Consider the following 13,474-nt stretch of genomic DNA (forward strand, 5'->3'; position numbering starts at 1 on the left):
TTTTATGCTTCTGTTATTTGTCTGGTAATTATTTCAATCGCTTCTTCTTTGCTTACCATATTTCCGAATTCTTGCAGTGATTCTTCGTCTTTGTATACTCCATTTCGGTCATTCCAACATAGCCATGCTATCAAGTCTAATCTTGACCATTTATTTAATTCTGCTTCTAAAGCATCGCCTTTCAATTCCATTAATTTATAGTTGGGATGCTTTAGTTTTTCTTCTTGGTTTAAGATGGTACTCATAATAAATTTAATCACTATTAATCCTATAAGTTATTTTGTCAAAACAAAAATATTAAAACGACTGCGACAAAGTGCAATATACTGAACTCTTTGTTAACAATCTTCATAACACAATCCTTATAGCTAGGAAAGCTTTCCCCCTCAAAAAAAACCGCATCAACTGCAGTTTTATATTTCCTAAAGCCTCATTCACAATCTCATAATTCACAGCCATAGGCGTGTCCCTCAATAACTCACATACTCCCTAATCTCCAACCCACAACTCTCCCTTTTGTCATACTCAACATTCGATAGTCGAAATACCAAAAAAAGCCTATCCACAAAAAAAGCCGAAACTTTCGCTCCGGCTTTTGGCATGATTAAGTATCCATTAGTTTCTGTTTCTTGCAGATTCTAAAATCTTTTGATAAGAAACTTTGTACGTATCTTGAGATTTTTTGATGATTTGCGCTCTGTAAGAAGCATCGTTAAACAGTTTGTTGAGTCCAGGATGATTTGCGATGACCAAACCTTGTTGTTGGTAGGTATTGGCCAAATATTGCATGGCTTCCTCCATAACAGCAGCACTAAGTTCTGCAGGCATACTGGAAGCTAGAAGTTCATAACGCGAAAGTGTCGGCACAGCGGCAGGCACTTGCGGAGCAATAGGCGCAGTTTTAGCCGCAACTGGTGTTCCGTTTTCTAAAGCCAATAGGCGTTGTTCAAGATCGGCTAGTTTGCTGTCCATCGCTTTGATTTTTTTATCCTGCTCGATGGCCAGTGCAGCAATATCATTCGTATTAAGACCTATCGCCATGTTTATGGTAGAAACACCACCAGCGATCAATGAATTTGACCACGAAACACCCACGATGCTTGCATACTGCTCAGGCTTGATATCGGCTGGCGCAACGGCAATTCCGGTTCCGTCGTTTTTTCCTGATGGAAGGATATAATCCCCAGACATGACGATACCGCGCACTTTTACCGGAATTTGTCCCATAAAAGCCACTTTTTCATAGTTTTTCTCTTGACCATCCATTGGCATATTTCCTAGCATAGCCGGTTTGGTTGAGATGACCATAAATTGCTGCGCATTGGTCGTGTTTTTTGATATTTTTCCACCATTAACACCTACGATATCACCTGCTGTAATTCTTTCACTCGCATTGCTGCGTTCGAGCCATTCTGCATAATCCGCAGAACCTGACTGGTAGGTAACCCCAAGGTTCTCTAGTGCGAACACATTGTATCCCGCAAGATTCGCTGAAGCCAAAACAAGATCAGCTGCTGCTGCAGCAATACACGCACCGCATGGTCCTGATGAAACGACTACACCACCTACAACAACGGGGATGAATGAAGTGCCTACATTGACACCCGCCTTCACTTCTTCGGCAACAAGGATGGCGTTATTGAAGATGAATTCCGGATCGCTTGTAGCTTCCCCAGTCGTTTCGCCTTCAATGCGGCCGACTGCACCACCTGAACTGTTGAAGAAAGTGATGAAGTTATTCGAGTTGTCAGGTGTTCCTGCAGTAAGTTTGATAGCAACGCCCTGCGCACTTCCTTCTACTCGCAACGGATAGGCACCATAAGCGCCATCACCTCCAGAGACATTGGTATTGATAGTCACCTGGCCATTAGTATTTAAAGCACCGTTTAAGGTTGCTGATTGGTCAACGGTCAGCGTGCCGGTCAAATGCGTGGCTGCTGCGTTGTTGACATTCAGTGCGCTTTGCAGCGTAGTAACACCGTCAACATTGAGGGTAGTGTCAACATCCAAAGCACCGGTCAAATGCGAAGCTGCACCATTGTTGACATTAAGTGTACTGTTTAAATTCGTGGCACCGGTAACGCCAAGCGTACTGCCAAGCGTTGTGGCACCGGTTACACCAAGGGTATTGTTTAAGGTTGTAGCACCGTCAACGTTTAATGCTCCTGTTAGATGCGTTGTCGCTCCGTTATTAACGTTTAGGTTGTTATTGAGGTTGGTGATACCAGAAACCGCGAGTGTATTATTCACTGCCATCGGGCCGTTTGCGGTGATTACACCATCTACGACCAAATCGCCGGTCATGTGCGAAGCCGCACCGTTGTTTACCAAAAATGTGCTTTGAAGCGTTGTAGCCAAATCCACGTTTAGGGTTTTGTCAACATCGAGTAATCCCGTAAGGTGTGTTGGCGACATGTTATTCACATCCAGTGAGCTTTGAAGCGTCGTTGCGCCGTCAACGTTTAATGACTTGTCGATGTCTGCGGTTCCTGTCAGCCATGTTGAACTCATGTTCGAAACAGTGAAGTTTCCTTTATTAATGGTTTGTCCGCCTGTGGTGTTGAGTGTAACGTTTCTTTTCACGACTAAATCTTCCCCGATTTCAAGGCTCTTCTTAAGATTGATGTCGCCATTGGCAAGGATTCTAAGTCTTTCGATATTATTGGTCACGAAAACAAAATCTTTGGCATCCGTAGTTCCTAATTTGTCTACCAATGGGTTTGAATTCGAATTTCCAAAAAGGCTCCATACCTGCGATGGGACACCGACTGCTGATGCAGTGTTTGATGGCGTGCCGAGGTCATTCACAAATTCTGACAATCTTGTCGGCGCCCCGATAAGGTCGCCGTAGTCTCCACTAAAAGCATTTTCTGCTGTAAGCGCATGAAGTGCGTAAGGTACGCTTAGGAATTCACTAACGCCCACGATGTCAAAATCAGCACCGTCATTGACGTCGGTAGCTGTTTTTACAAAGTATGTTGCGTCAGCCCAGTTGATACTGGCAAGGCTTCCCTTTACGATCTCACCACCCCCAATTTGAAGGCTCACCAGTCCGTTTTTGTTTGTAGCGACATGATGCGTTTCAATATAGACAGCTTCGCCATCTTTCGATCCTCTGAGAATGCTGATTTGTACTGCAACTGGTTTTTCTGTGACCAGGGCGTCTTTAGTATCGCGAATCACCGATTGGTAACTCATCTTGGCCGGAGTCTGGGCAAATGCCACTGAAACCAGAAGCAATAGGACTAGGGTAATTAATTTTTTCATCGTGTTTGTTTATTGGTTTTTGATTATTTTGAATGTTTGGATGGATTGTTCTCCTGAAAGCAGCCTGACAACATAAGTCCCAGTTGGGAATCCTTTTAAGGCAACCGATGTAGTCTGCCCGGCTAATTTTCCGGCTAACTGTAATTTCCCTGCTATGTCATAGAGCTGATACGAAAGGTTTTTGGTTTCAAAATTCCCAACGTCGATGTTGATGATATCCTCGGTTGGATTTGGATACATTGAAAAATGTGCATCGCTAAAATGTTTTGAATCGGAAATCTTAAAGATTTCATAAGCGTGCTGCACGCCTTGTGAGGTTGAGCCACGGCTTCCCAAATCACTGGTATAGGAAGTCTGGCCTACAGAATATGCCGCAGTACCGCTTTTTCCGGAAGCATCGCCCCCGGCAGTTCCTGCTGATTTCTGTGCATGGATTGAAAATACGGCAAAGAGCATCATCACCGTTAAAAGATGTTTGTCCATAAAAATTGTTTTGTAAGATTTTGATTAAAATCAACCCACTGAGAGGACGGAAGAGATCAAATAAATCTTGGTTAGAGGAATTAAATTAACATAACTTTTTGATATTATGTATTTTAGAAGCGTGTTTTCGTCTAACAGCATTTAATCCGGATGAATGGCAGATGTAAAAAACAATTGCGTAATTGGTGGCTTTACCATTGTTAAAAAAAATTTGTGGTTTATTCATTACAAGTCGTGAATCGGCAAAGCATGAAAATCTCCAAAATTTAGAACAAAAAAAAACCGCAGTTAAACTGCGGTTTTCATATCAAATTAGCAAGCCAAATGCTACCATCTTAAAGTCTCACTGTCTTAAAATCCATAGCGAAGCGTGTCCAAAGTCACAGCAGTGTCATCAATACGCCACATACTCCGTAATCTCCAACCCATACCCTATCATCCCAACACGTTTAGCATGCTCAGCATTCGACACCAAACGAATTTTAGAAATATCGATATCATGCAAAATTTGCGCACCGATGCCAAAATCTTTGATATCCATTTTGATTTGTGGCGATTTGAAAATCCCTTTTGACTGTAGGTGTTTCAATTCCACAATACGATTCAGCAAATTGGTCGTTTGCATCTCTTGATTGATAAACAAAATCGCGCCCCTGCCCTCGTCATTCAACAATTGAAACATATCATCCAATTTCTTATCAGCATTGTTGGTCAAGGTTCCCAAGATATCATTATTGACTAAAGTCGAATTGATTCTCGTTAGTATCGGTTCACCAATATTCCAAGTGCCTTTCGTCAAGGCAATATGCACTTGTTTATTCGTGGTTTGTTGGTAAGCTCTTAATCTGAATTTCCCGAAACGGGTTTCCACATCAAAATCTTCTTTCTTGACAATCAAACTGTCGTGTTGCATGCGATAGGCCACTAAATCTTCAATTGAAACCAATTTCAAATCGAACTTTTTCGCCACTTCAACCAATTGCGGTAAGCGCGCCATGGTGCCATCTTCATTCATAATTTCAACGATAACACCCGCAGATTTAAATCCGGCCAATCTTGCAAAATCAATCGCTGCTTCGGTATGTCCGGTTCTTCTCAATACACCGCCTTGTTTGGCTATCAACGGAAATATATGTCCGGGACGCGCCAATTCATAGGGTTTGGTGTTAGCATCAGTCAATGCCAATACGGTTTTCGCTCTGTCAGAAGCTGATATTCCTGTAGTAACGCCATTGCCTCGTAAATCAACAGAAACTGTAAAAGCGGTTTCCATAGGATCGGTATTGTTGCTCACCATCGCATGAAGTCCCAATTCTTTGCATCGGTTTTCAGTCAATGGAACGCAAATCAATCCGCGTCCGTGTGTCGCCATAAAGTTGATCATATCAGGCGTTACCAATTCGGCAGCGGCCAGGAAATCGCCTTCATTTTCTCGATCTTCATCATCAACAACGATAATCACTTTGCCTTGACGAATATCTTCAATGGCTTCTTCAATCGTGTTTAGTTTTATTTTTTCAAGTTCCATGAATGACCATTAATTTTGTGATGGAAATATTTTTTTAAATAGTTTTTGAAAAGGAGCAATAATCGAATCTATATTAATCAATCCAATATCATTAGTCGCACGATAAGTCAGTAGAATCGCTAAAGGCAACAATATGAAAGTTGACATCCAACATCCTAAAAATGGTGATATCTCGTTTTCCTGCGCCACTTTTTTACCAAAGGTGTTGACAAAATGAAATATAATAAAAATCATCACCGCAAAAACAATAGGCAATCCAAGTCCACCTTTTCTAATAATCGCGCCCAAAGGTGCTCCAATAAAAAACATCAAAAGGCATGCAATTGCAATCACGAACTTATCATATAAGGCAATCCAATGCTCGTTAATGGTCTCTATTTTCATGAAAATTTCATTCTTATAACTGTCAATCGAAAAATTGTTGCTAATCACATTACTCGAAGCGATTCTCAATATATTGGCCCGCTCGGAAGGAGTAAAATTCTTCAATAATTTTGTTGTTAATGAAGGGTTTTGCTGCACAATTGTATTCCGATTTTTGTTGGTCATTCCCATTCTCAAATAAGTATTATCCGATATCGAAATAATATCCTTGCGATAATTTTTATTTAAAGAATCTAAAGTATATAAAAGCTCACTCACGTTAAGCATGTTATCGGTGTCTTTAATTTGACTGTCTTCCTCACCACCGTTATTCAACTTGGTCAAATCAATATTGATAATGTATTTTTTAAACGAACTTTTGGCAAAAGGAAATTTATTTCTTTCCTCATATTTTTTAGGAATGATGTCTTCATAATAATAACCATCATTCAAAACCAATTTCAGGATGTTAGAGTTTTCATTGCTAATCAATTCACCCGTTTTGGCTTTGATGACATTTTTACTGCCATCATACACATTGACTTTTTTGTGAATGGTAACGCCAGTAAGAAAATTACCGTTTGGACCTGACTTCTTATTTACTTTGATATTGTAGGCACCCACATCACTAAATTGTCCTTCGGCAATCGCCATCGCAGGTTTCATTTGTGCAATACTTTTTCTGAAATTAATGAATTTATATTCCGCGTAAGGAATCACATTGTTGGCAAAAAAGAAAGCGGCTAAACTTAAAAAAAGGATGAACACCGTCAAACCTCTCATGATTCTTTGCAATGAAATTCCGGCTGACTTCATAGCGGCAAATTCATAGTTCTCCGCCAAATCACCAAAAGTCATAATCGATGCCAAGAGCACAGATAACGGTAAAACCAAAGGAACCAAACTCGGCATTTTGAAAAGTAAGAACTTGACAATCAATATAAAATCCAAGTCTTTTCCAGCCAATTCAGAGATGAAAAGCCAAACAGTTTGCAGAATAAAAATTAATAAGAGAATTACAAATACGGTCGCAAATGTAGTAATAAAGGACTTTAGAATGTATTTGTCGAGAATCTTCACTTCCAATTAATCTAGCTTATTGATGTAGTATTTAGGATATTTACTCGCCTCAAAGGTAAATTGATTTTTCGATAATGGTTGGTTGATTTTAAAAGAATTAACGGTCAAGGTAGTTTTTGTTCCGTTTTTACCCATTTCAATCAAGTTGTAGATGTTTTTGGTTTGGGTATCAATGCCTAAAAGGATTTCTTTTCGCTGGTCTTTCGCACTGGTTGGCACCAATTTGACGTATTGTATTTGGCGTCCTTTCACGTTTTGATTGATGTCCCAAGTGCATTTATAACCGCTGTTGTAAAACGTCAACATTTTAGATGGCGTAATCGCGTTATCGTCTTTTTCATTGAGTTTAGAAATCGAAACTTCTTCATCTTCAGGATTGATCGTGTAGATTTTCTTACCGTCGAATATTTTGGTTACGCCCATCAAATTCAATACATACATATTGCCTTTCATGGTCACATTGCCTTTGCTTTCTTGGTTGATATTTTCTTTGGAATTGTTTAAAGCGTATTTGAAATCGATGACGATATTATCATAGCTTTTGACTTTAGCAGTCACTTGGTCTAATAAATCTTTGGCTTTTTTGTCTTGTGCGTGTAGGGTTAAACTAATAAAAAGAAATAAGGTAATTGAGGCAAGCGTTTTCATTTTATGCATTATTTTGTTCATTGTTAAAAAATTGATCAAGCGCGCTTAGATCGGTAATATTAACACTTCGGGCTTTACTTCCTTCAAACTGACCAACAATTCCGGCAGCTTCGAGTTGGTCTATCAATCGACCGGCTCTGTTATAACCTAATTTTAATTTTCTTTGAAGTAATGAAGCGGAACCTTGTTGTGCAGTTACGATAATCTCTGCGGCTTCTCTAAAGAGTGAATCTCTTTCGGAAATGTCGATATCAAGATTAATGCCACTTTCGTCGCCAACAAACTCAGGAAGCAAGTAAGCGTCCGGATATGCTTTTTGTGAACCAATGAATTCTGTAATTTTTTCTACTTCGGGCGTATCTACAAAAGCACATTGCACACGAACCACATCGTTCCCATTCGTATACAACATATCACCACGACCAATCAATTGGTCAGCGCCTTGCGCATCGAGAATGGTTCTCGAATCAATTTTTGAAGTTACTCTAAATGCGATTCTAGCTGGAAAATTCGCTTTAATGATTCCTGTAATAACATTTACGGAAGGTCGTTGTGTAGCGATAATTAAATGTATCCCAATCGCACGCGCTAATTGTGCCAAACGCGCAATTGGAGTTTCCACTTCTTTCCCTGCGGTCATAATCAAATCGGCAAACTCATCGACTACCAAAACGATGTAAGGTAAAAATCGGTGTCCATTTTCGGGATTTAGTTTTCTCGATTTAAACTTCTCATTATATTCTTTGATGTTACGAACCATTGCATCTTTCAATAAAGAATAACGGTTGTCCATTTCAACGCAAAGCGAATTCAACGTGTTGATTACTTTGGTGTTATCGGTAATAATCGCATCACCTGAATCAGGTAATTTGGCAAGGTAATGTCTTTCGATTTTATTGAATAAAGTCAATTCTACTTTCTTTGGATCGACGAGAACAAACTTCACTTCCGCGGGATGTTTTTTATACAATAATGATGTCAATACTGCATTCAAACCAACTGATTTTCCTTGTCCTGTGGCTCCTGCCATCAATAAGTGCGGCATTTTGGCTAAATCGACTACAAAGGTTTCGTTCGAAATGGTTTTCCCTAAAGCAATCGGCAATTCCATTTCTGCTTCTTGAAATTTAGCCGAACCAATGACGCTTTTCATAGAAACCATCGTTGGATTTTTGTTCGGGACTTCAATACCAATCGTACCTTTTCCTGGAATTGGAGCGATAATACGAATGCCCAATGCAGAAAGTGACAACGCAATATCATCTTCCAAACTTTTAATTTTAGAAATTCGGATTCCGGCTTCAGGAACAATTTCATACAACGTGACCGATGGCCCAACGGTTGCTTTGATTTGCGCAATTTCGATTTTATAATTGCGAAGCGTTTCAACAATATTGTTTTTATTTTCTTCTAATTCCGCTTGATTGATTGTAATACCACCGCTTGAATATTCCTTTAATAAATCCAATGTTGGAAATTTATAATTCGAAAGTTCTAACGTCGGGTCGAACAAACCAAAATCTGCTACGAGTCGAGACGCTAAATTTTCATCAATAGTGGCTTCTTCAGGTGCTTTTTCAATGACAAAGGTGTCATCATTGGTTGGGATAATTTGCTTCGCCGATTCGCTAAAGCTCGGGTCTGGTTCAGTCGCTGGTGTAATAGTCAGAGGCATCGACTTCACAACAGGTTCCATATGAATTTCTGACGGATGATCAATCGTTGGTTTTAAGGCTTCTTTATTGATTTCAAATTGAGAAACTGGCTTTAATTCGGGTTCATCAATAGCTTCTTCTTCGTCTTTTACGGCAAACTCTTCAAGGTTGTACGCGCTTTCAGCCATTGGTATATTCACCGAAGCCAAATCCTCGTGAAGCTCTTTTTTATTGCGCTCGAAAAATGATTTTACCGTATCCGGTGATATCTTAATTTTGAAAATCAAATAGATGATAATTCCAAAAATCAAAACCAATAACGTTCCGATTCTGCCGATATAATCTTGTGAAAACAAATTCATTTCATAACCAATCGTTCCGCCAAGTTCCGGTAATGAATTCGCGAAAAATCCAAATAAAACCGAAATGAGTACAATCGCAAACAAATCCCAAAACCAAATGTTTTTGAGTTTCTTGAGTGAAATGTCTAAAGCCAGGAATGAACCGGTCAAGAAAAACAATTTGACAAACAAAAATGAAGCGGCTCCAAAACCTCTGTAGACAAAGAAATCCGATAGAATGGCTCCAAATTTTCCGAGCCAATTTTTAGATTTTTCGCCACGTTCTGCGAGTAAATGAATGGTGCTTTGATCGTCGTGACCATATACAAAAAACGAAACAAACGCCACCAACAAAGCAATCGAAAACAGCACAAACACACTGCCTATAAGGAGTTTGTGTTGTCGTGTAATCCGCCAAGATTTTTTAGTATCCGGTTGGTCTTCTGACTTTTTATCTGTGGGTTCTTTCTTTGTTGTTTTCGCCATGCTGCTTGCTATGCTTTCATTAAAAGTACACTATATAAATTTAGGAATATAAATCATCAATACTACGGCAATGGCTGTCATCGCTGCAAAAAATACAGAACCAGCCGCTATATCCTTAATGAATCCAATTTTTTCGTGGTAATTCGGGTGGATAAAATCCGCTATTTTTTCAACTGCAGTATTCAATCCTTCGATGCTTAAAACCAAGCCAATCACTAAGGTTTGACAAAGCCATTCGGTCATCGAAATATTAAAATAAAATCCGGCAATAATCAGTAAAACTCCAATAGAAGATTGCACCATTACGCTATGTTCGGTGGTAATCAATTTGATGAGACCTTTTAATGCAAATCCCATGCTTTTCAATCTTCCTGTAAAAAATGTATTGTCTTTTTGAAATTCCATTCTTGCAATATTAAAGTGTTGCTAACGCGCTTTCGTAGTTCGGTTCATCTCCAATTTCAGCAACTTGTTCGGTGTAAACAACCGCTCCATTTTCATCGAGAACAATCACCACTCTTGAGTGCAATCCGCCGAATATACCATCAACGATTTCTAGACCATAATCTTTACCAAAACTACCGGTTTTAAAATCTGACAAATTCACCACATTGTCTAAACCTTCAGCGCCACAAAAACGCTTTTGAGCAAAAGGCAAATCTCTCGAAATGCAAAGCACTTTGGTGTTGTTTAACTGGCTGGCTTTTTCGTTGAATTTTCTAACAGAAGTGGCACAAGTTCCTGTATCAATACTCGGAAATATATTTAAAACCAAACGACTGCCCGAAAAATCGGCTAAAGTCACTGTTGATAAATCGGTTTTTACTAATGAAAAATCGGTTGCTTTTGTGCCGACTTTTGGTAATTCACCTGAAGTGTGTATCGGATTTCCTCCTAATGTTATGGTTGCCATGGCTTATTTTTAAGGCTCAAAAGTATGAAATTTATTTGAGATTTGGTTTTAGAATTTTTATCGAAAATTGTGCATGAAAAGCTATTGCTTAAAACGATTTAGTTTGTTCAATTTTTATAAATTCCTATGCGCCTTTGCACCTTTGCGAGAAATAATAGCTCGCCAAGACGCAGAGACGCAAAGTTTAGAAGCTTATTTAATTTTGTTAAAGGTTTTTCTTGATTTATAAAGCGACATCTTTTGTTTGGATTTTTATATTTACTTTGTATTTCAATATCAAGGCAAAGCAAAAGCGGAAAAACCATACATGATTAAGAAAATTATTATCATACTGATTGCGGTAATTGGAATCATTTCGATGTATTCATTCAAAAATGATGAAGCGACAGCTTACCAAAAACTGTATTCCCAAAACTTATCGGCATACAATCTTGAGCAACAAAAACTACTCAATTTAATTGAAAGCACAGTCGTATTAGACAGCAATTCGATAAAAATCATCCGCATACAAATTGAAAAAAACCGCATACAGCTCAAAAAAATTGATTTTTGGTTGCGGTATTTTGAACCCAATGTTTATAAGAAAATCAATGGCCCATTGCCGGTGGAATGGGAAACCGAAGTTTTTGAGAAATATGAAAAACCATACAAAAGAGAAGGCGCCGGATTTACAATTGCGGAAATCTACTTGAACGGAACCAATCTTGAGAAAAATATTTTAAGCAATTACATCGAAACTTCGATGGGCGCCATTGACACATACAAAGTAGCATCGATGTCTGATAATTTGAAAAGTGCTGATGTGTTTTTTTTATGTAATCGACTCTATTTGTTAAATTTAGCCGCTATTTACTCAACCGGATTTGAATGTCCGAATACCGAAAAAATCATTCCTGAATTGCAGCATATGCTTTCGGATGTGAATGAAATTTACGCTACTTTCAATCAATCTTTTCCTGAAAAAAAACTCGATTCAAACTATCAGGAACTATACAATCAAACCATCGAGTTTGTCAAAAACCAACCCAAAGATTATACAAAATTTGATCATTTCACTTTCATTAAAGATTATGTCAATCCGCTTTTTAAACTGAATCAGCAATGCATTTTAAAGTATCAAGTGGTTTCCAAAAGCAATTTAGATTATTCATTAAACGACAATGCGCTTTCTATTTTTGACAAATCTGTCTATTATGCTCAAAGTTCCAAAGGTATTTATGCTCGCATCAAAGACCCGATGGTTTTGAAAGACATTGACAGCATTGGTAAGTTGTTGTTTTACGATCCGATTTTATCGGGCAACAATCAGAGAAGTTGCGTTTCTTGCCACAAATCGGATGATTATTTTACGGATACCCAAATCAAAACCGCATTACAATTCAACCAAACTGAAACATTAACTCGGAATACACCTAGTCTATTGAATGCTTCTTTCAATCATTTGATTATGCTCGATGGGAAGTTATTGACTTTGCAAGAACAAGCGAAAACGGTCATTACGAATCCAATAGAAATGGGCAGTAATGAAGATGAAGTGTTGGCCAAAGTTCTGAGTTGTTCGACCTACAAAAAAGCTTTTAAAAAATTTGCTAAATACACGCCTGCGGAAAGTAAAATTTCATTGAATCATATTTTTTCTGCGCTTACTTCGTATTACGGAAAGTACAGTCAAAATTATGCACCTTTTGATAATGCTATGAATAAAAACAAACCGTTGCAATCTGATGAAATCAAAGGTTTTAATTTGTTTATGAGTAAAGCACAATGTGCGACTTGTCATTTTTTACCTACATTTAGTGGCATCAAACCGCCGTATATTGGAAACGAATTTGAAGTTATTGGTGTTCCGGCGGATACTGCTTTCACCAAACTCGATAATGACAAAGGCCGATACGATGTAAATCCAGCCTTCGAAACATCGAATGCCTTCAGAACCTCAACGCTTAGAAATACAGACAAAACGAGACCTTATATGCACAATGGCGTTTTTAAAACTTTAGAGGAAGTCATTAATTTTTACAATCGAGGTGGTGGCATCGGTCACAAATTGAATGTTCCAAATCAAACTGCGACATCAGACTCATTGCATCTTTCCCTTGTGGAGAAAAAACAACTGATTAGTTTTATAAAATCACTCAATGAAAACATTACGTTTGAAAAACCACCGTTGCATTTACCAGAATCTAAAATTAAAACTTTAAACACCAGACCAGTTGGAGGAAAATACTAAAATAATCAAAACCACAATCCTACTTTTCGTAATAGGCATTATCATCACCGCATGTGCCACGCAAAAGAAAACGGAATACGTCATGCCGCCAAACCTTTCCGAAAAAAATGAAAAGCAATTCATTCAATTCTTTACGGAAGGCGAAACTTATTATAATCTCAATTGCGCGGAATGTCACAATAAAAAAATCAATAATAAAACGGTATTACCGCAATTTACCGACGAGCAATTAGAGCTCTATACCGTTAGAATTAAAAATCCCGACCATGCTAAACGATTGACAGCAAAAGATGTCACGGATGAGGAGCTTCAAAAGATCATGTACTTTTTAAAATATAAAAAAAAATAACTTACTAATGGCTGACTTTCATAGCCTTTAACGAGTATTTGTGGAGTTTGTCGAAGTTTATTTTTAATTCATTTGTGGTGCTTTTACTTTGCATTTTTAGAGCAAAACAGACAACCACGCTATTCTTAGAA

General features: G+C 38.4%; 11 protein-coding genes. 2 read left to right on the forward strand and 9 right to left on the reverse strand.

Annotation, left to right across the window (positions count from 1 at the left end; genetic code table 11):
* Nucleotides 1–2: 2 nt before the first annotated feature.
* The 9 genes from RMO03_RS03820 to tpx all read right to left on the reverse strand — a co-directional run bounded on the left by RMO03_RS03820 (nucleotide 3) and on the right by tpx (nucleotide 10,764).
* Nucleotides 3–245, reverse strand: a complete 243-nt coding sequence (locus RMO03_RS03820; protein WP_309640764.1) for a hypothetical protein — start codon at nucleotides 243–245, stop codon at nucleotides 3–5.
* A 370-nt stretch (nucleotides 246–615) separates the two neighbouring features.
* Complete coding sequence (locus RMO03_RS03825) at nucleotides 616–3,267, reverse strand: hypothetical protein (protein ID WP_309640765.1); 2,652 nt, start codon at nucleotides 3,265–3,267, stop codon at nucleotides 616–618.
* A gap of 9 nt (nucleotides 3,268–3,276) precedes the next feature.
* Nucleotides 3,277–3,750, reverse strand: coding sequence for a T9SS type A sorting domain-containing protein (locus tag RMO03_RS03830; RefSeq protein ID WP_309640766.1), 474 nt, complete (start codon nucleotides 3,748–3,750; stop codon nucleotides 3,277–3,279).
* Nucleotides 3,751–4,144: 394 nt separating this feature from the next.
* Nucleotides 4,145–5,278 carry a 3,4-dihydroxy-2-butanone-4-phosphate synthase gene (gene ribB / locus RMO03_RS03835; protein ID WP_309640767.1) on the reverse strand — a complete coding sequence of 378 codons (1,134 nt, stop codon included), beginning with the start codon at nucleotides 5,276–5,278 and terminating at the stop codon, nucleotides 4,145–4,147.
* 9 nt (nucleotides 5,279–5,287) lie between these two features.
* Entirely contained in the window at nucleotides 5,288–6,721 is a 1,434-nt protein-coding gene (locus tag RMO03_RS03840) for an LptF/LptG family permease (RefSeq protein ID WP_309640872.1), read from the reverse strand.
* A 6-nt stretch (nucleotides 6,722–6,727) separates the two neighbouring features.
* The gene (locus RMO03_RS03845) at nucleotides 6,728–7,369 is read right to left on the reverse strand and encodes an outer membrane lipoprotein carrier protein LolA (RefSeq protein WP_309640768.1); all 642 of its coding nucleotides are present in this window, start codon (nucleotides 7,367–7,369) and stop codon (nucleotides 6,728–6,730) included.
* A 1-nt stretch (nucleotide 7,370) separates the two neighbouring features.
* Nucleotides 7,371–9,851: a DNA translocase FtsK gene (locus RMO03_RS03850; protein WP_309640769.1), complete on the reverse strand. Its 2,481-nt coding sequence runs from the start codon at nucleotides 9,849–9,851 to the stop codon at nucleotides 7,371–7,373.
* 30 nt (nucleotides 9,852–9,881) lie between these two features.
* Nucleotides 9,882–10,256 carry a diacylglycerol kinase family protein gene (locus tag RMO03_RS03855; protein WP_309640770.1) on the reverse strand — a complete coding sequence of 125 codons (375 nt, stop codon included), beginning with the start codon at nucleotides 10,254–10,256 and terminating at the stop codon, nucleotides 9,882–9,884.
* Nucleotides 10,257–10,266: 10 nt separating this feature from the next.
* Nucleotides 10,267–10,764, reverse strand: coding sequence for a thiol peroxidase (tpx, locus tag RMO03_RS03860; RefSeq protein WP_309640771.1), 498 nt, complete (start codon nucleotides 10,762–10,764; stop codon nucleotides 10,267–10,269).
* Between the two features lie 307 nt (nucleotides 10,765–11,071).
* On the opposite strand from tpx, the gene RMO03_RS03865 reads away from it, so the two are divergent.
* Both RMO03_RS03865 and RMO03_RS03870 read left to right on the forward strand, forming a co-directional pair.
* Nucleotides 11,072–12,994 (forward strand): cytochrome c peroxidase, encoded by a 1,923-nt coding sequence (locus RMO03_RS03865; protein WP_309640772.1) that lies wholly within the window; start codon nucleotides 11,072–11,074, stop codon nucleotides 12,992–12,994.
* Nucleotides 12,978–13,343, forward strand: coding sequence for a hypothetical protein (locus tag RMO03_RS03870; protein WP_309640773.1), 366 nt, complete (start codon nucleotides 12,978–12,980; stop codon nucleotides 13,341–13,343). The genes RMO03_RS03865 and RMO03_RS03870 overlap by 17 nt, the downstream gene beginning before the upstream one ends.
* Nucleotides 13,344–13,474 lie beyond the last annotated feature (131 nt).

Origin of the sequence: Flavobacterium sp., assembly GCF_031411595.1 — a bacterium.
In the GTDB taxonomy this organism is placed as follows: domain Bacteria; phylum Bacteroidota; class Bacteroidia; order Flavobacteriales; family Flavobacteriaceae; genus Flavobacterium.